The organism is Pseudomonas syringae group sp. J254-4, from assembly GCF_032586855.1.
GTDB classification, from domain to species: domain Bacteria; phylum Pseudomonadota; class Gammaproteobacteria; order Pseudomonadales; family Pseudomonadaceae; genus Aquipseudomonas; species Aquipseudomonas amygdali.
This window is the reverse complement of the sequence record NZ_JAWHOO010000016.1, coordinates 70,406-90,122: the sequence shown is the minus strand read 5'-3', so window position 1 is coordinate 90,122 and position 19,717 is coordinate 70,406. Positions and strand designations below refer to the sequence as shown.

At 55.1% G+C, this 19,717-nt stretch carries 13 protein-coding genes; 4 read left to right on the top strand and 9 right to left on the bottom strand.

Annotated features, from left to right (window positions below; translation table 11 throughout):
• Positions 1 to 53 precede the first annotated feature (53 nt).
• From RYB09_RS18790 to RYB09_RS18765, 6 genes are all read right to left on the bottom strand, one after another.
• Positions 54 to 1,670: an inorganic phosphate transporter gene (locus RYB09_RS18790; protein ID WP_058401937.1), complete on the bottom strand. Its 1,617-nt coding sequence runs from the start codon at positions 1,668 to 1,670 to the stop codon at positions 54 to 56.
• A gap of 116 nt (positions 1,671 to 1,786) precedes the next feature.
• On the bottom strand, positions 1,787 to 2,806 hold the full coding sequence (locus tag RYB09_RS18785; RefSeq protein ID WP_002552763.1) for a transporter: 1,020 nt from the start codon (positions 2,804 to 2,806) through the stop codon (positions 1,787 to 1,789).
• A gap of 170 nt (positions 2,807 to 2,976) precedes the next feature.
• On the bottom strand, positions 2,977 to 3,798 hold the full coding sequence (locus tag RYB09_RS18780; RefSeq protein WP_004660705.1) for an aldo/keto reductase: 822 nt from the start codon (positions 3,796 to 3,798) through the stop codon (positions 2,977 to 2,979).
• A gap of 103 nt (positions 3,799 to 3,901) precedes the next feature.
• Positions 3,902 to 5,533 (bottom strand): methyl-accepting chemotaxis protein, encoded by a 1,632-nt coding sequence (locus RYB09_RS18775; protein ID WP_080394892.1) that lies wholly within the window; start codon positions 5,531 to 5,533, stop codon positions 3,902 to 3,904.
• A 355-nt stretch (positions 5,534 to 5,888) separates the two neighbouring features.
• Entirely contained in the window at positions 5,889 to 6,497 is a 609-nt protein-coding gene (locus RYB09_RS18770) for a TetR/AcrR family transcriptional regulator (protein ID WP_058401939.1), read from the bottom strand.
• A gap of 106 nt (positions 6,498 to 6,603) precedes the next feature.
• Positions 6,604 to 9,474: a PAS domain-containing protein gene (locus RYB09_RS18765; protein ID WP_316889718.1), complete on the bottom strand. Its 2,871-nt coding sequence runs from the start codon at positions 9,472 to 9,474 to the stop codon at positions 6,604 to 6,606.
• Positions 9,475 to 9,813: 339 nt separating this feature from the next.
• On the opposite strand from RYB09_RS18765, the gene RYB09_RS18760 reads away from it, so the two are divergent.
• Positions 9,814 to 10,467 carry a TetR/AcrR family transcriptional regulator gene (locus RYB09_RS18760; RefSeq protein WP_058401941.1) on the top strand — a complete coding sequence of 218 codons (654 nt, stop codon included), beginning with the start codon at positions 9,814 to 9,816 and terminating at the stop codon, positions 10,465 to 10,467.
• A gap of 79 nt (positions 10,468 to 10,546) precedes the next feature.
• On the opposite strand, the gene RYB09_RS18755 is transcribed toward RYB09_RS18760, so the two are convergent.
• The 3 genes from RYB09_RS18755 to RYB09_RS18745 all read right to left on the bottom strand — a co-directional run bounded on the left by RYB09_RS18755 (position 10,547) and on the right by RYB09_RS18745 (position 15,069).
• A complete protein-coding gene (locus tag RYB09_RS18755) occupies positions 10,547 to 13,237 on the bottom strand; it encodes a beta-glucosidase (protein ID WP_316889758.1) in 2,691 nt (896 codons plus the stop codon).
• A 60-nt stretch (positions 13,238 to 13,297) separates the two neighbouring features.
• Positions 13,298 to 13,546: a hypothetical protein gene (locus RYB09_RS18750; protein ID WP_057402487.1), complete on the bottom strand. Its 249-nt coding sequence runs from the start codon at positions 13,544 to 13,546 to the stop codon at positions 13,298 to 13,300.
• Between the two features lie 296 nt (positions 13,547 to 13,842).
• Positions 13,843 to 15,069 carry an MFS transporter gene (locus RYB09_RS18745; protein ID WP_316889717.1) on the bottom strand — a complete coding sequence of 409 codons (1,227 nt, stop codon included), beginning with the start codon at positions 15,067 to 15,069 and terminating at the stop codon, positions 13,843 to 13,845.
• A 73-nt stretch (positions 15,070 to 15,142) separates the two neighbouring features.
• Here RYB09_RS18745 and RYB09_RS18740 point away from each other — a divergent pair, with 73 nt between their 5' ends.
• The 3 genes from RYB09_RS18740 to RYB09_RS18730 form a co-directional block, all read left to right on the top strand.
• Positions 15,143 to 15,826 carry an ArsR/SmtB family transcription factor gene (locus RYB09_RS18740; RefSeq protein ID WP_058401944.1) on the top strand — a complete coding sequence of 228 codons (684 nt, stop codon included), beginning with the start codon at positions 15,143 to 15,145 and terminating at the stop codon, positions 15,824 to 15,826.
• A gap of 318 nt (positions 15,827 to 16,144) precedes the next feature.
• A complete protein-coding gene (locus tag RYB09_RS18735) occupies positions 16,145 to 16,687 on the top strand; it encodes a hypothetical protein (protein WP_144439819.1) in 543 nt (180 codons plus the stop codon).
• The coding region (locus RYB09_RS18730; RefSeq protein ID WP_316889713.1) for a calcium-binding protein at positions 16,668 to 19,717 on the top strand (3,050 nt) is incomplete at its 3' end. The genes RYB09_RS18735 and RYB09_RS18730, both read left to right, overlap by 20 nt.

Below are 19,717 nucleotides of genomic sequence, written 5' to 3'. Positions count from 1 at the left end.
CTTTGCGACCTGCATCAAGACTTGATGGCAGCAGGCACCGCTCGCCAAAGACCTCAAAACAGCTTACTGAACACCCAGTACAGAGAACCCGAAAGCAGGATGGCGGCCGGCAGGGTCAACACCCAGGCGGTGGCCAGATTGCGCAAGGTGCGCATTTGCAGCCCCGAGCCATTGGCGACCATCGAACCGGCCACCCCGGACGACAGCACGTGGGTGGTCGAAACTGGCAGCCCGTACATGTCCGCCGCGCCGATGGTGAACATCGCCACGACTTCTGCCGACGCGCCTTGTGCGTAGGTCATGTGCGTCTTGCCTATGCGCTCACCTACCGTCACGACGATGCGTTTCCAGCCGACCATCGTGCCCAGCCCCAGGGCAATAGCGACCACAATCTTGACCCAGGTCGGAATAAAACGCGTCGCGCTGTCGATCTGCCCTTTGAACGCATCGAGCTTGGTCTGCGTATCGGCGTCGAAATTGCCTACCTTGTTCTTATCCATCACCCGGATGGTTTCCGAGGTCAGGTACATGTCGTTTCGAACGTTGGTCACCGCTTCCGCTGGCACCTTCGAGAGCGAGCCGTAGCTGGCGACCTGATTGCCGATCTTGCCGGTCATGACCGCCAGCGCAGGGATCAGGTCGGGACCTGCCTGTTTGCTGACCAGATAATCCGACAGGGTCTGGCGCGAGTCAGCCGGGGCAGGCAGGGGAACACTGCGCATCAGTGCCTGTTGGGTGACCTCTGCCACCGCGCCGAACTGAGTGGCTTGATCGGCCGGCATGGTGCGGTTGAGCGCATAGGCCATCGGCAGGGTACCGACCAGAATCAGCATGATCAGCCCCATGCCTTTCTGCCCGTCGTTGGAGCCATGAGCAAATGATACGCCGGTGCAGGTCACGATCAGCATGGCGCGAATCCACAGCGGTGGCGGTGCGTTGCCTTCCGGTGCCTTGTACAGCGCACGGTTCTTGATGAACATGCGCATGGCCAGCAACAGCAAGGCGGCACAGCCGAAACCCACCAGCGGCGAGAGCAACAGCGAGTAGCCTATTTTGGTCGCCTGAGACCAGTCCACGCCACTGGTGCCGTCTCGTCCGTGCATCAGGGCGTTGGCGATACCGACCCCGATGATCGAGCCGATCAGCGTGTGTGACGAGGACGCCGGCAGACCCAGCCACCAGGTGCCGAGGTTCCAGATGATCGCCGCGATCAACAGCGCGAAGATCATCGCAAAGCCTGCCGATGAGCCGGTTTGCAGAATCAGTTCCACTGGCAGCAGCGCGATGATGCCGAACGCCACCGCACCACTGGAGAGCATCACGCCGAGAAAGTTGAAGAACCCTGACCAGACCACCGCAAAGCCGGGTGGCAGGGAATGGGTATAGATCACGGTGGCGACCGCGTTGGCGGTGTCATGGAAACCGTTGACGAATTCGAACCCCAGTGCAATCAGCAACGCCACGCCCAGCAGCACGAACGGGGTCCAGGTGGTGACCACCGTGCCCATGTCGTCGACATCCTGCTTGAGGCTGTAGCCAGTGAAAAGCAGGCCGGCGATGAGTATCGCGAAGAAGATGACCATGGTCAGTCGACCCGGTTTGCGCCCGAAGTGAGTTGCCGACAGGCCCGCCCGGCCCGTCGCATCGGGAGAAAGTGCGTTTATAGCCATGTTCGCAATCCTGATTGAAAGAATATTGACATGGTCATTGCAAAATGTGACAGAGATGCGACATGCGAGTAATCAGTGGCCTTTTGCGCCAGATTTCTGACAACCGGCAGGCCGGGTCAATAATCGCCACGCTTGCGAAACGCCCAGCGTCCCGCGACCAGCGTAAACGTCGCGACCAGTGCCACCAGAATCCAGAAGCCTTCAGGGTCGGATGCCAGTGGCACACCCCCCACGTTCATGCCGAAAAAGCCCGCGACAATGTTGATCGGCAACGCCAGAACCGTTACCACGGTCAGGGTAAACAGGGTTCTGCTGCTCTGTTCGTTGAGATTGGCGGCAATCTCTTCCTGCAACAGTTTGATGCGCTCGCCCAGTGCCGTGAGGTCGTTGATCACCAGCGAGGACTCTTCGATGGACTGACGCAGCGCCTGGACATCCTGCTCGCGCAGCCATTGCGGAGGCTTGTGCAACAACCGCATCAACGAACCCGGTTCCAGCGCCAGCAGACGTTGCAGTCGCACCAGCACCCGGCGCATTGCACCGAGTTCGGAGCGATTGTTGCTCAGTCGCTGCGAAAGCAACTGGTCTTCAATGCGGTCGACGTTGACGCTGGTCTTGCGCAGAAACTGGGTCAGCACTTCGCCCTGATCACTCAGCAGGTGCGCGAGCAGTTCCAGCGGTGAATCGAACTGTTCGCCGCGTTTGACCGCCGAGCGCAACTTGTCTACCGAACGCAGTGGCTGCAGCCGGGCGGTGATCAGCAAACGCTGGCGCGCGCAGACCCACAAGGTCGAGATGTCGGTCGAGAGCCTGTTGAAATCGAACACCACATCGTTGACTACTGCCAGCAACGTGGCGTCGACGTGCTCGATTCGGGTGGAACGCGAACCCTCGTGCAGGGCCTCGAAAAACTCTTCCGGAAGGTCCAGATGGGTTTTCATCCAGCGCTCGCAGGCTGCGTGCGACAGGTTCAGGTGCAGCCAGATGAAGTCGTTCTCTTCGGGAGGGTTTTGCAGGTAATCCAGCGCGGCGGCCGAACCGATTTCCTGGCCACTTTCAGCGTGGCGAAAACGGAAGCCGTAGAGCAGACCGAAAAGGTCGGAGTCCTGATGGTGGTGAGCAATACTGTGGTTCATGGCTGTCCACGTGCGGCCTGGCCCGGGCAGGGAGGCGAAGGCCGCATGATGACAAGGCGTTATTTCATATTTGTGACAGCTTGTTGCCGGGTGTGTCATCTGTCACATGAAGAGACGGCCGCATTGGCGGCCGTTCAGTCAATCGACAGCTGCTACTGCATCGACACCGGTCAGACCATTGCCAGCGGTACTTTGCGAGTCGGCGCTGGCCAGGCCAGGTCAATGTCGGCCAGGTCGCGCTCGGTGAGGCGAATCTGCTCGGCAGCGATGTTCAGACGAATATGCTCCGGGTTGGTCGCCTTGGGAATGGCGATCATGTTGTCCTGACGCAGCACCCACGCCAGGGAAATCTGCGCCGGTGTTGCGTCATGGCGTTTGGCGATTTCGTGCAGGGCAGGGTGGTAAAGCAGATCGCCGGCCTGGCCAATCGGGCAGTACGCCATCAATGGCAGGTGGCGATCAGCGCTCCACAGCATCAGGTCGAACTCGATGCCGCGTTGTTCCGGGTTGTACAGCACCTGATTGGTCGCGCAACGCGGGTTGTTCAGCTCGATCATGTCCGGGACATCAAAGTTGGAAACACCCCAGGCGCCGATTTTTCCGGCTTCCTGCAGGCGTTCGAAGGCTTCGACGGTTTCGGTCAGTGGGTACTGACCCGGCCAGTGCAGCAGATAAAGGTCGATGTAGTCGGTGTTCATCCGGCGCAGGCTTGCTTCGCATGCAGCCGGGATACCGCTACGGCTGGCATTGTGCGGGTAGACCTTGCTGACCACGAATACCTTGTCGCGTTGCCCGGCGATGGCTTGCCCGACGATCTCTTCGGCAGCGCCGTCGGCGTACATCTCGGCGGTGTCGATCAGGGTCAGGCCCTGTTCGATACCCAGGCAAAGGCCAGCAATTTCTGCCGAGCGCAGGTGCCCTTTTTCACCCATGTGCCAGGTGCCCTGACCCAGCACTGGTACAGTTCTGCCTGCCAATTCCAGTGTGCGCATGTGACCCCCTGCAATAAATAAGCAGCTAAATGAGCGATTGATTAAGCAGGTGTCAGGCAACAAGAGGCGCACTAGGTTCCGTGCACCCCATCGCAATGCAGATTTAAACCCGGAACTGCTTCAGCAGCCCGTTCAGTTCTTCGCTCAAGTCGCGCAGGTGCAGGCTGGCCGAAGTCGATTGTTCAGCGGCCAGTGCGGTGCTTTGGGACAATTGCGCGGCCTGTGTCACGTTCTGGTTGATGTCGTCCACCACATGCGTCTGCTGCAGAGTGGCGCTGGCAATGGAGGTATTCAGGCTGTTGAGGTTGCGTAGCGCCTGACTGATGGACGTCAGGCTCTGGCCTGCCTGGTTGGCCTGCTCGATAGTCAGTTGCGAGGAACGGCTGCTGTCGCCGATTACCTTGACCGCCGCGTCGGAATGCTTTTGCAGGCGTTCGATCATGGCCTGGATTTCTGCGGTCGACTTCTGGGTGCGCTGGGCCAGTAGACGTACCTCGTCAGCCACCACGGCAAAGCCACGACCCTGTTCACCTGCGCGTGCCGCTTCGATGGCGGCGTTCAGTGCCAGCAGGTTGGTCTGCTCGGCAATCGAACTGATGACTTCCAGTACGCTGCCGATCTGCGTGCTCTCGCCGGCCAGACTCTGCATTACTTCAACGGCCTGACCGATGGTGGCGGACAGGTGCCCGATCTGGCGCAGGCTGTTATCGATGTTGACCTGACCCTGCTGTGCCTGTGACTCGGCATCACGCATTTCGTTGGCGGCATGCTCGGCGTTCTTGGCCACGTCCTGTACGCCATAGGTCACTTCGTTGACCGCGGTGGCAACCAGGTCCATTTGTTGGGACTGCTGCTCGCTGCGTTTCTGCGCTTGCTCGGCATTGCTGCCCAGATCCGTCGAGGCCTGGCCCAGCGCCACGGCCGAATTCTGCAACTGGCCGACGACATTGCGCAGCTTGGCGACAAAGGCGTTGAAGTGCACGCCCAGCTCGGTGATTTCATCCTTGCCGTGGGTTTCCAGCGTGCGGGTCAGGTCACTTTCGCCACTGGCGATGTTGGCCATTGCACCGACTGCCGCTCTCAGCGGTCGCACGATACTGCGCACAATCATGACCAGCAGCAGGATCATGACCAGCACGATGCCTGCGATGAAAATGCCGGCGTTCCATAGCTGTGCCTTGAACTCTGCGGCTACGTCGTCCACATACACGCCCGAGCCCAGAATCCAGCCCCAGGGTTGAAACAATTGCACGTAGGAGGTCTTTTTCACCGGCTCGCTGGCGCCCGGTTTGGGCCAACGATAATTCACCATCCCGGCACCCTTGGCTTTGACCAGCGTGACCATTTCGTTGAACACTGCAAAGCCGTCCGGGTCTCTGATGGTCGATATATCCTGGCCTTCGAGCTTGGCGTTGGTGGGGTGCATGATCATCACCGGGCGCAGGTCGTTGATCCAGAAGTAGTCGTTCTGGCTGTAACGCAGGCCCTTTATCTCTTTCAGGGCCTGTTGTTGCGCGGCTTCGCGCGTCATGCTGCCCGCGGCCTCAAGCCCTTGGTAATAGGTGAGTATGCCGCTGGCGGTCTGGACCACATGCATGGTTTTTTCGGCCTTGGCCTGATACAGATCGTTATGGATCTGTCTGAGCAAGGTCGCCGACAAAACAAAAAGCATCAGCACTGAAACCACAAGGATCAGCCACAAACGGCGGCTGATGGAAAAACTGCGCATACTCATGATCGTCATCCCGTGCATTATTTTTTCTTTTTATGGCAACCGAGCCGCGCAGCACGCGATGCAGAGCCTTTTAAGCTTCTCGGCGCATCATGACCAAACATGAGATGACAGTCACATTTTTTTACAGACCTACACGGGTATAGCGAAAGGCTTACACCAACAGACGCGATTGGCTCTATCGACTGACCCGGAGTGAATGTAGGATCCAATTCAACAGCTGCAGCGAAGGAACGCCGCAGCGATCAGGGAAGATCGACCATTGCCAGGAGGCTACTGACAGGATGTCGGAATGGTCATGTTGCAAAACCACCCGCTTCGGCGGGTTTTTTGCGTCTGCAGGAAAGCAGGGTGGGGTTCAGCAATCCGGCTCGCAACCCTTGAGCACCAGCCTGAGAATGGTCCGGGTCGCGGCCTCGTAATCGGCGTCTTCCAGTTTCGCCTTGCCGGTGACGGTTGCGATCTGCCAGTCGAAATCTGCGTAGGTCTGGGTCGCGGCCCAGATGGTGAACATCAGGTGATGGGGGTCGAGCGGGGCGATCTGCCCGCTGTCGATCCAGGCCTGAATGCATTCGATATTGTGCCGCGCCTGCCCATTGAGCTGTTCGATCTGCTCTGACGTAAGGTGCGGGGCACCGTGCATGATCTCGCTGGCGAACACTTTCGAGGCAAAGGGCAGGTCACGGGAAATCTGGATCTTCGAGCGGATATAGCTGCTCAGTACATCGGCCGGTACACCTTGAGGATTGAACGGCGTCGACGCTTGCAGGATGGGCTCGATGATGCTTTCCAGCACCTCGCGATAGAGGTTTTCCTTGGATTTGAAGTAGTAATAGACGTTGGGTTTGGGAACACCGGCCTTGGCCGCGATATCGCTGGTCTTGCTGGCGGCGAAGCCCTTGTCGGCGAATTCCTCGCTGGCAGCGCGCAGGATGAGTTCTTTGTTGCGCTCGCGGATACTGCTCATGACCCGGTTATTCCCTTGCCTGCATGGCGGTCGCGCATGTTAGCACCGGGTTTGCGCAGCGCTCAATGTCGAAGGCCCGAAGCACGATTGCAACGAGCCTGTTGCATCAGGCACTCATCAATTCCTGGACTCGGGCAGCCAGAGCATCAATCGCAAACGGCTTGGTCAATACCCGCATGCCGGGTCCGAGTTGCTCGTCACCGATGGCAGCGTTTTCCGCATAACCGGTGATGAACAAGGTTTTCAGATGCGGACGTACTTCGCGTCCGGCGTCGGCCATTTGTCGCCCGTTCATGCCACCGGGCAAGCCCACGTCGGTGATGAGCAGATCGATATGCACGTCCGAGCGCAGCAGTTTGAGGCCGGCCAGGCTGTCGGCCGCCTCGATCAGGGTATAACCCAGATCGCCGAGCGCATCGGTAAGCAACATGCGTACCGTCGGTTCGTCGTCCACGATCAGAATGGTCTCTCCAGACTGGGTGACTTCGAACGGCGCCTGGTGCACATCGCTCTCGTCTCTGGTCGCCTTACCGTCGTAACGCGGCAGATAAAGGGATATCGATGTTCCCTTGCCCACCTGCGACTGAATGCGCACCCGGCCGCCGGACTGGTTGGCGAACCCGTAAATCATCGACAGACCAAGACCGGTGCCCTGACCAATGGGCTTGGTGGTGAAGAAGGGGTCGAATGCCTTGGCGATGACATCGGGCGTCATGCCTGTGCCGGTGTCGGTCACGCACAGCGACAGATAGTGACCCTCAGGCATATCGTGACCCTGCGCCACCTCACCCTCTATCCACTGGTTGCTGGCCTCGATCGTGATGCGGCCGCCGTCCGGCATCGCGTCGCGGGCGTTGATACACAGATTCAGCAGCGCGTTCTCCAGCTGGCTTGCGTCGACCAGCGTTGGCCATAGACCTATGGTGCCAATGGTTTCGACCACGATGCTGGGGCCGACCGTGCGCTGGATAAGGTCCGTCATGCCTTTCATCAGCCTGTTAACGTCGGTCGGCTGCGGGTCCAGCGTCTGACGTCGAGAGAAGGCCAGCAGCCTGTGGGTCAAGGCCGCTGCGCGCTTGGCGGCGCCCTGTGCGGTGACGATGTATTTGTCTACATCGTTCCAGCGCCCTTGCGCAATACGGGTACTCATCAGTTCCAGAGCACCGGAAATGCCTGCCAGCAGGTTGTTGAAATCATGGGCGAGACCGCCAGTCAGTTGCCCGACAGCTTCCATTTTCTGCGACTGACGCAGTTTTTCTTCAGCCTGCATCAGTTCCGCAGTGCGTGCTGCCACGCGCTGTTCAAGCGTGTCGTTCAGCGAGCGCAGCGCCGCAGTGGCCCGGTCGCGCTCGGCCGCCACAGCGCGTCGTTCATCAACGTTGATGAGCACGCCCGGGAAGCTCAGGAGAGTGCCGTCATCGGCACGGTCGACGCGGCCGTTCGCCTCTATCCAGTAGTACAGACCGTCGGCACGGCGGACCCGATACTGGTGGGCATAAACACGCCCACTGGTGATGACCGCGTTGATCGCATCGATCAAGCCTTGCTTGTCTTCGGGATGAACAGTGGCAATGACCTGTTCCAGACTCAAACCATCGAAGCCCAGAGCGGGGTCAAGACCAAACGCCTTGGCGAAGGCTTCGTCGACGGTAAAGCGGTCGGCCGTCAAGTCCCAATGCCAGGTACCGATAATCGCACCTGCGGCGAGGGCGAGCTGAACGCGGTCGACGTTCGCGCGTGCGACGGCTTCGCTGGTGCGCAATCGCTCCTCGGCGTTGCGTCTTTCCGTCACGTCACTGAAGATGACTGCAATCTGTCGATCAGCCGGTTCACCGACACGCACCGCTCTGACTTCGAACCAGCGCTCGAACGCCTTGGCGTAATTCTCGAAATTGGCAGGCTCGCCGGTTTTGGCGACATGACCATAAGCCTCAAACCAGAAACGCTCCAGGTCCGGGGCAAACTCGGTCACCCACTTGCCACGCAAATCGACACCCGCCTGACGTTCAAAGGCAGGGTTGACCTCGATGAAGCGGTAGTCTACCGGGCTGTCGTCTGCATCGAACTTGACCTGGATGATGGCGAACGCTGCTTCGATGGTCTCCAGCATGGCCCTGGAGCGCTCTTCGCTCTTGCGCAGCGCGTTTTCTGCCTGCTGCATCTGTGACAGGTCGAGCATCGCGCCGATCATGCGTACGGCCTTGCCCTCGTTGTTGCGTATCACATGGCCACGGTCCAGAACATCGGCGTAAGTACCATCGAGCCGACGAAAACGGTATTCATCGGTCCAGGCAGTGCCGTGGCCGTCGATCACAGCATGGATAGAGTGGTAAATGCGTGTCCGGTCATCGGGATGGATCTGGGCTATCCACCAGTCACCCGAGGTGTCCAGTGTTGCCAGCGGGTGGCCGTATGCCTGTTCCAGTGCGTCATTCCAGAGCACGTGGTTGGCGGCAAAATCCCAATCCCATATTGCGTCATTGGTAGCCTTGGCGGCCAACCGGTAACGTTCCTGGGCTTCTTCGGTTGCACGTGCCACCAGATGCTCCCGGGTGCGGTCGCGCAGGATCTTGACGAAGCCAAGGTGAGTATTTTCCTCGTCATACAGCGGCATCATTTCTCCAGACGCCCAGAACAGCTGACCATCCTTGCGCAGGTGCCAGCGTTCGTCCGACGCTCGGCCGACGCTCAGAGCGAGTTGCATTTCATGTTCGATCCGGCCGCAGGCGCGGTCCTCCGGCGTGAAGAAGCACTCTGCATCCTGCCCGACCATTTGTGCAGCGGACCAGCCTAACACCTGTTCTGCACCCGGATTCCAGTCGGTAATGATGCCGTCTGGATCCGTGAGGATCATGGCAAAGTCCAGCGCGCTGTCAAAGGCCGCACGCTTGCGCACCTCCGGGCTGGGCAGTGCTGCTGCGCCGTTGTCCGGCCCAGCGTCGATACCGGCTTCTTCAAGTGCTGCGCGCAGGTGCACGACCTGTGCTTCCAGCTCTTCTCTTGTCAGGTATTTCAGAGCGCCTCCGGCTCACACGTTAATTGTCTGCATGGGCGGGCACCTGCCCGTAGCCTGCCTTGCGTACTGCAATCAGTCACTGTCGAGGTTTGCCAGTCCCCCTGCGCGTCCGGGTGTCAGATGCCGTACTTTGGGTATGTCTCTCTATGGCGATCGACATACCGTCGGGCTTCGGTATGCATCGGCATTCGCGTGGGTTTCTTTAAAGGGCGTCAATATCGGTGGCCAGGCCTTTTTTCCGGGTTTTTCCCGGCCGCATGCTACGATTTATTCTTTCGTTGTGCGAACAGTGCCCTTCGTATGTCCGTGAATTCAAACAGTTCTGATACACCCGCCACAGTCAAGCAGCCTGCGGTGAAGCGACGTCTGCCCAAAGGGGAGGTGCGCAAGGCCGAGATCATTCAGGCAGCCATGACCATCTTCGCCCGGGATGGCTATGCGGGTGCCTCGCTGTCTAACATTGCCAAGGTTGCAGGTCTCTCTCAGGTCGGATTGCTGCATCATTTCCCGACCAAACTGGTGTTGCTGCAAGCTGTTCTTGAGCATCGGGATCAGTACGTTGTTGCCAGGTTGCAGGACGCCGGGCAAGTCGCTTCGCTGGAGGGGTTCATGGCCTTTCTGAAGCAGGTCATGAGTTTCAGCATCGAAGACGCCTCCATCAGCCAGGCACTGATGATCATCAACACTGAAAGTCTGTCGGTCACGCACCCTGCGCACCGCTGGTTCAGTGAGCGTTTCCAGATTGTGCACAGTCATCTTCAGACGCATCTGAATGTGCTGGTTCAGGCAGGTGAAATTCGCCAGGACGTTGATGTCAGGCAAATCAGCCTCGAGATAGCTGCGATGATGGACGGCATGCAGATTCAGTGGCTTCGATCGCCAGCAGATGTGCAGATAGACAGCGCATTTGCCAGGTTTCTCGAACGACTGGCGCAGGATCTGACAGGGCGCTGATCAACGATCAGTCGCATGAGAGTAATCGGTGGTCGCATCGACCACCGATTACCGTACTGTTGCTCAGAATGACTGTTGCTTAGTAAGCCTGCTCTGCCTTGACTTGTACTGCCTTGCGCAGGGGGACTGGAAGGGGGTTTGAATCACGTGTGGTCAACTGCTCCGGGTAAAGCGCTACTACCGTGCGGTCGAGTGTCAGGTTTTCCGAGTCCTTGCCAACCAGGACCTTGAACTTGCCAGGGTCGACGTTCCAGCTCACCGAGTCGGGTGAGTAATAAGCGAAAGAACGCGAGTCCAGTGCAATCGTGACGGTTTTGCTCTCGCCTGGCTTCAGGTAAACCTTGGTAAAGCCCTTCAACTCTTTCTCCGGGCGATCAACCTGAGGCCTGGATGGCTGCACGTAAAGCTGAGCCACTTCAAACCCTGCCTTGTCACCGGTATTGGTGACCGTGAAAGAGGCCTGAATGGTCGCGCCCGGAGCCAATACGTTGCTCGACAGTTTCAGATCACTGTACTCGTACGTGGTATAGGAAAGCCCGAAACCGAATGGATAGAGCGGTTTGGTGTGCTTTTTGTCGTAACCGCGATAGCCCATGTACAGGCCTTCGCTGTAGGTCATTTCGACAGGGGGATTAGCGCTGCTGAAATAGTACGGCACCGGGTTCGAGTACGAAGCATAGCTGGGGTTGTCCTGCGCCTTCTTGTCCAGGGTGATTGGCAGCTTGCCCGACGGGTTGACCTTGCCGTACAGAATTTCGGCCAGTGCCTGTCCACCCTGTTGCCCCGGGTACCATGCGTGCAGAGACGCGGCTACCTTGTCAGCCCAGGGCTGCATATCCATACCACCGCCACCGTGCAGTACAACGATGGTTTTGGGGTTGGCTTTCTGAACGAAGCTGATCAATTCGGACTGGAATTGCGGCAGTTCGAACGGCCGATCCAGCGATTCACCTTCGTATTCGAAGTTATTGCCGGCGGCTACCACTACCGCATCGTAATCCGCCAGGTTCTTTGGCGGACGCAACGAAGCCCAGCTCATCTGCACACCGTTCATGCCGCCCAGCACCGGGGTGAAGTTGCCTTTAAGCCGGCGATATTCCAGGCGCACGTTGTACTCGGTGCCGGCCTTGAGACTGGCCGTTTTGACGGTACGCGGCACCACTGGAATCAGGTCGAACGAGACTTGCGAGCCCTCATCCTCAAGCACCAGCTCGTCATTGATCCAGAGTTTATAGGCTCCGTCCGCGCGTACCTTGAACACCTGAGGGCCGCTGATCGTCGGTTTGATCTTGCCGGTGAAACGCGCCGAGAACGCGCCTGCTGACGGGGTATAGCCGTTGACTGTGCTGGTGCCGTTATCGGTCTGATTGGTGTTGGTAATCCAGTCCAGATTGATGCCGGGTTCGACGCGGGTTGCAACCGGGTCGCCGGACAGCGAGGTATTGGCGTAATACTCGGCTTTTACACCGGTATTGCTGATGGTCTGTTGGTCTTTAGCTGGCTGATACCAGACCGACGACTTCGGGTTCAGGCTCATCTGTGAAAGGTATTCCACGTTGGATGTGTTCGACGCCAGTTGCTTGAGCCCGCTCAGTTCAGTGACATAGCTTGCGGGCGCCGAATAAGCCGTACCAAACGGCGCGGTCGGCGGCTGCATGGCCAGATCACCGATGACGGCTATCTTTGCGTTTCTGGGCAGTGGCAGCAGAGGTTTGTTTCCGTCTACCGGCTGGTTGCGCAGCAGGACTATCGACTCCCTGGCCACGTTCAATGCCGCCAGTTGCCCGTATTCACGATGCTCCAGCGGTTGCGCCTTGTTGATGCCCTTGTCAAAGCCGTAGCTGACCAGTGCTCTCAGGTTCCTGCGCACCTTGTCGTCGATCACGTTCTGGTGCAACTGACCATTCCAGACATAAGGCAGCAGTTTGGCTTCGGTGAATTGAAGGCCGCTGGGCATGTCGATATCGGTGCCGGCCCAGGCACCCTTGAAGGCGTCCTGAACCGAGTTGAAATCGCTCATGACGTTACCTTGAAAGCCCCATTGGCCTTTCAGGATGTCGGTGATGAGGTGGTGGTTTTCACACGCATATTCGCCGTTGATCTTGTTGTAGCCGCACATGATCGAGGCGATATTGGCGTTCTTGACCAGTGACTCGAAGCCAGGCAGATACAGCTCTTGCATCGCTCGCTCGTCAATTTTCACGTCCAGATAATGGCGATTCGCTTCCTGCTCGTTCATCAGGTAATGCTTGGCGGCCGCCTGGATGCCTTGAACCTGGATACCGTTGGTGACTGCCGGTGCCAGTACTGCGCCGAGAAACGGATCTTCGCCGCTCATGTACTCAGCCGCTCGCCCGTTGAAAGGCGTACGGTACAGGTTGATGGCTGGCGAGAGCATTTGCTGTCCACCTGCTATGCGGGTTTCGTAGCCGATCGCCAGACCGAATTCCTTGGCCCGGTTGATGCTCCAGGTGGCTGCGAGTGCTGACGGGGAAGGGTACTGCGCACCGAACGTCTTGCCGCCGACCAGCACGCCCATCGCCGAATCATAGGCGACCGTACCCTGCAGGTTGAACTTGTCCAGCTTCGGAATCATCCGGCCGTCGTCAACGCGCGAGAAATTGATTTTTTCCGATTGCGTCATGTTGTCCAGCATTGCGCCTACGCGCGCTTCGACTTCATTGCCTGTCATCGGCGTCACAGCGAACACGCTGCCTGCCTGGGCGATACCGAGCGCCAACAGGCTCAGGCCCAGGCCTTGTTTGATCATGGACACGGAGTTATTCCTTACGTCATTCATTGATTGATCGTTTGTGTGTCAGCGGGGAAATCAGTGGTCTGCATCGCTGCCAGGGGCGTCTGCGGTATCAATCGGGGCATCCACAACCGTTTGTGCTCCACCAGGTGTTTTCTGCACGGCAAGGTCGGCACCTGTGATGTGTTCGCGCTGGTCGTCGACTTCCGCACGCCGCTCGCTCGAGGTTGATGGCAGCGGGTTCTGCCGGTCAGCGGCAGACACGGCAAAGGTGGAAAGGGATATCAGCAACGTGGTAACAACAGGCAGCAGGGGGCTGGCCATCGGGAGAGTCTCCAAATAGAAATATGAAACAGGCAGACAGGCAAGTCGGCAGCCGGGGCGGCCGACAGGTTCTTCAAGACGTGCGTGACAAGCAGAAAATTGCTGAACGGTAAAATACACGAATGCAATTTTATATAGTTGATTGTTTTTAAATTCAGGTATCAACTATGCGGATTTAGCTTTGCTTTAATTCCGCAAAATTCATTTTTATGGCAATAAATTAGTGGTTTTTATTATTTTACAGAAATTATTATTCTTTTTTAAAAGCAGAGTGGTCACTCTGTTTTCGGCATTGGCTACGGTTTTCCATGTGGCCGAGTGCTGATGAGGACAAGTATCGCTGCCGCCTGAATACTGGCAGCAAGTGCCAGCGCTATCAGGTCGCTGTAAGGCCCGTTGAATAAAGTCCGGACACCACCGAAGAGTGCTGGCGCAAAGGCGTAGCAGCCTTGAGCGATGGCGACGATCAACGTCACCACGCGCGCAACCTGATGCCTGGGAAATTCCGCTTGGGCAATTAGCGGAGGCAGTGATGTCGCATTGCCGATACCCACACCGAAAAGAATCATGCCGACCCATAACAGGACAGAGCTTGCGCCGATAAACATCAGCGCCACACAGCCCAGGCACTGGCAGGCGTAACTCAGGCTGGCTATGTGGCGTCGACAGGCGCCTGGCACTAACAGCCTGCTGGACAGGAACCTGCCGAAGATAGCGCTGCAGGTAGCAACACCCATGGCCATACCTGCGGTCTGCTGTGTGACGTGATCAATCAGCAGCAGGAATAATTGGCTGATCAGGCCGATCTGCGCAAACAGCCCGAGCGACATGGCCGCCGCCAGCGTAAGAAATGGTCGGTTACTCCGTAACGTTAAGGGCGCAGTTTCGTGGAATGGAGGCAGGTCAGTGGCTGTCTGGCGAATGTCATCGGGGTGCTGACCCAGATGTTCAGGCCTGAACCGGAACACACCGAAAGCGAGGAGCGCAATCACGCCTGTTGAAACTACACCCACCACGACCGCAGCGAGGCTGAACCCGAACCGGTCGATCAGGTACACCCAGCCCGATGAAAAGACTACACCGCCGATGCTCGCGCCGTTATAGGCCATCGCCAATGCGCCAGGGCGCTTGCTGACAAACCATGGCGAGATGGTAGCGTTGACCGCCGCCGCGCCCATGGTTACCCAACCGAACCCGCTCAGCGCCGCGGCGATGAACAATTGCCAGGGCTGATTGGCGATCGACCAGCTGTACACGCCGACAGCAAGGGTTGCCGCCCCTGAAAGCGTAATCCATGGGAGGCCATACCTTTTGTACAACGCAGGCAGGTTGACCACGACCAACGTACCTGCAAGAAAATGCACCGTGACCGCAGCCGAGCACAGCGCGGTCGACCAGCCGGTTCTCTGAATGACGGCATACATGAATATCGGCGGACCGTAAAAGCCTATGCCCCAGCCAAACACAGCCATCAGAAATGTAGCTGCGACGACTTTTCTGCCAAAAAAACTCGATTGATACACGGGTGAATCCCTTCAAGTGGTTTGGCAGCAGTATGATGGCCGCCTACCAGACCACTTCAGGGATGGCTGAACTATGGATGTTGAAGCGGCAGACCTCTCGCTGGCGGCAGTGGCGGGTGCCATTGCTGACCCTGCACGATCCAAAATGCTTTGTGCGCTACTGGACGGGCACGCACGAACCGCGACCGAGCTGGCGGCGCTGGCCGATATAGGCGCATCGAGTGCCAGCGGGCATTTCGCGCGTTTGCGTGAGCAGGGGCTGGTGGAAATGCTCGTGCAGGGCCGGCATCGTTACTATCGACTGGCCAATGCGCAGGTGGCGCAAGCGCTGGAGTCCTTGCTGTTACTGACTCAGCACAGCGCTGCGCCCTTCAAACCCAACACGCCTTCTGCCTTGAGACAGGCTCGAACCTGTTACGACCACTGCGCCGGTGAAGTCGCCGTCAAGTTGCACGACGCCTTACTGAAGGCCGGCTGGTTAAATGAGCAGGGCAAGGACTATGTGATCAGTGAACGGGGTGTCGAATCACTGAACGCGCTGGGCATCGACGTGGACGCAGTACGTCAGCAACGCAGACGTCTGGCCTACGCCTGTCTGGACTGGAGCGAACGCGCCCCGCACATCGGTGGCGCTCTGGGGGCGGCGCTGCTGGAGCTGATGCTCACGCGCGGCTGGGTAAGCCGCCATCTGGACTCCAGAGCACTGAAGCTGACGGCCAAAGGGGTGGGCGGTATGGCGACGGTGTTTGGGGTGTGAGGCGTGAGGTGGGCAACTGATCACATAGATGCACGTTTTTAAGCAGTCGGGTTACAAACTGTCCGCTCTTTTCTTGAGCGCGGGTTTGTGGAACAAGGTTTCAGCTGATCGCCACAATGGCTGTATCTTGCGACGAATGTTTGAGGCAAGCGCTAAAAAGGAATGTGCGAAAATAAAGAATAAAAAAACGATTTTTATAGTTAATTGTTATATGTGGTAATTCTTGCAAGCTGATTTTCCTACTACTATGGAAGGGCGCATGCATAAACAGATTAATCCTGCTTGATCTTAGGATATTATTAGTAATAGGGAGGTTTTATGTGTGCATCAAAAATGATAGAGAAAAAATCTGAAAAGTATGGGAAGTATAAGTCGATATTAGTATTGCCAAGTTTGTATTTGTTCATTGCGATCTTGATTATAGGTGATAAATATTTATCTACGCTTGTGCCCTTGAAGTTTGAGGTTTCATCGGGCACTTATTCAACGGTGAGGGTAGGTAGGGACACATTTATAAGTCTTGCGGGGGCTGATTCAGAACTGCTATTCACATGTTCACTTGGAATGATCGGCTACAGTGGATGCTTAAAGGGTACCAGAAATGACGCGTTAGCGGGTATGCCGACAACTATACAGTGGTACAGGCAAAGTTTTTTTCCTAATAAAAAAAGTAATAAGGTGATAAGTATAACTGTGAATAATGAAGAAGTACTGACACATGAAATGACACGTCAGCGGTCGAAGAGAGGTTTGATATCAGCGCTTTGGCTTCATGGTGTGGGTTTTATAATAGTGCTTTTTATATCGCTGGCTTTAAATAAATTATCAAGGAAGAGTTTTAATGGATCAAGTAACGATTAAAGGTGTTTCAGGGGTGCTGTATTTTTTAGGAACACCTGTAGGGGTTGCTCCTATAATTAACGATGTTTCCAAGGGTGGAACGATAGCCTCAGTCATAGCTACTTTGCAGGCGGTAGTTGGTTTTGCTGATGTTATTAATACTTTCAGCAAGTATGCGCCGCAAGCAGGTATTGTTCTCGGAGTAGCTGCTCTTATAAATGATACTGATAGTATTATAACTTCTTATAATGAGGCGGATAAAGTTGTTGAGGTTTCTGATATATATTCGGCTTTTGCCGATGTCGCAACAATTACAGCATCTGTAGCAACTTTTACTGTGGTGGGTGTTGCTGGAAGTACGATTGCCCCCGTTTTGATTGCTACTGCAGTAGTGGCAACGGTCGCCGGAGCCGTATTGACTTTGGCTGCTATGGGTGCGGGTGATAATAACGAAACGCTAGATATCAAACCATACATTGATACGCTGTTGAAGTCGTATAATGAACTAGCTGAAGTTTTGGGCGATGATTACTCTAATGCGATAAATGCATTTGCAGAGGTTTTAGATAAGAGCTTGAGCTATACTATTGCTCTTGGTGAATATGTTGAAGACGCAATGGGCGAAGTGCGTGAGATTTTTCTAGACGGTGGAAATAAGGTCTTAATTGGGTTTGACAAATTAATCGGAGAGCTAAACGGGCTCTTCGGAAGCGCAATAAGCACTATGTCGCCGTTAGTATTGGATCTTGATGGGGATGGAATAGATACCTTAAGTGTGGGGTCTGGTATTTATTTCGATCATGGAGGTGACGGATTTTCTGAAAGCTCCGGCTGGATAGGACGCGGTGACGGATTTCTAGTATACGATGTTAATCATGACGGAATCATAAACAGTGGAAGGGAGCTTTTTGGTAATAATTTCGTTTTGGAAAACGGAAAAAATGCTGCGAATGGTTTCGAAGCGTTATCTGAATTTGACAGTAATAAAGATGGGGTTGTAGATGAGTCGGATGAAAGGTTTGATCAATTAAAAATATGGCGTGATCAAAACAGTAATGCTAAGGTCGATGCGGGAGAGTTATTGGCATTGGAGGGGGTTGGGGTTGTTGGTTTAAATGTTGCATTTGCCAGTCAAGATGTAATCGATGTTCATGGTAATAGAGTTATGCAGTTGGGTAGCTATGTAAGTTCGGATGGTACTTCGAAAATAGTTGAGGATATATGGTTTGCGGTAAACTACTCCGATACTGCGCAGGCAGGTAGTATTGAAGGTGCAGGCTCGAAAGTGTTTCCTGAAGTGCCTGGATCTGGACGGGTTTTATCTTTGTCCCAATCAATTATTCAAGATGAAACTGGGGCTCTTTCAGCGCTGATAGAAAGGTTTTCCACAGAGACAAGCAGTGAGGCTCGAAAGCTGATTGTAAATGATGTTATTTTTTCTTGGTCTGGTGTCGATAAATATTCTGCGATAAGTCGTGGTGGATTCGTTGACGACGGTAGAAAAATTTATGCACTGGAAGCTTTTTTAGATAAGGAGTTTTTACAATCATCAGGTACTAATGAGGGTACTGGCAATCCGGGACCTAACTCTTCTGCTCTTCTCATGGTTGGATATGAAAAGTTAGCTGATTTTGTTAACTCTAGCCTTATGCTACAAACTCATTTAAAGCCCTTGATGGATAGCCTGGACTTTCGCTTTGAGTTGGGTGAATTAGTAATAGATGCTACAGGGTTGATTGGTTTGTTGCGCTCTGAGTATTATAATGATGTGTCAGTCGGAACTGAATTAATAAGCAATTTATCTCATTCGTTGAAAGTGGCGGCTGGCGGGGCTGGCAAAGAAATACTATCTGTAATAAGCAGTTTTGGTGACGCTAAAGCTGATGCTTTTGATATGTTGCTTGTTGCTATGGGCGGCGTTTTAGGTGCGTCGGGTGATGACAAGATTTACGGTACGATTTCGGCTGATTTATTGTTAGGTCTTGATGGTGACGATATAATTTACGGCGACTCCGGGAATGATACTGTTGAAGGTGGCTTAGGGCGCGATTATTTAAGCGGTGGTTCAGGTTCGGATGTTTACAGGTTTTCTAAAGGTTGGGGGCACGACACCTTAAATAATTATGATTTAGGTACGAATAAGGTAGACGCCATCGAGTTTGGTGAAGGTATCGCTATGGCAGATATCTCGGTTACAAGACTTCGGGATGATTTGCTACTTTCGTTTAAAGATGGTTTGGACACAGTTACGGTGGCAAATTATTTTTATAATGACTTGATAAGTGGTTATGTTCTTGAGGAGGTTAGGTTTGATAGTGGTGCTGTTTGGGGGGTGCAGCAAATCAAAGCGCTAACGTTATTGCCTTCAGATAGCAATGATACTATATATGGCTATTCCGTAGCGGACCTCATGGACGGTAGGGCTGGTAATGATTTTTTATATGGTAAGGGTGGTGATGACATCATTCTAGGAGGTGCTGGCGATGATTGGCTCGAAGGTGGGGTGGGGGAGGATCAATACCTACTGAGTCTTGGTGATGGCAAAGATACTATTGTTGAAGAAATCGGCGTGCGTGGTGAAATTGATAAAGTCCGCTTTGGTGAGGGCGTTGACTCTTCAGCAGTTATTTTAAGTGCTATTAATAATGATCTGAAATTAAAGTATTCAGCGTCTGGTGATGAGGTTACGTTTAAAAACTGGTTTTTGTGGAGTGGTAACAATTATAAGGTTGAAGAAATTCTATTTGCTGACGGTGCTGTTTGGACAAGTTCAATGCTAACTGATCTAGCCTTGAGTTATCATGGAACGTCAGAAAATGATACCTATATAGGCACTTCAATAACCCCCGGGCAGTTCATTTTCGGCGGGGCCGGCAATGATATTCTTACAGGCGGTAAAAATAACGATCAGATCACCGGCGGAACCGGTAATGATCTTTTGACCGGCGGAGAGGGCTCGGACCTGTACCTTTTCAACCTGGGTGACGGGCAAGACACGATCACCGAGAACAGCAACTATTCGATTGGCAATATCGACACCTTACGGTTCGG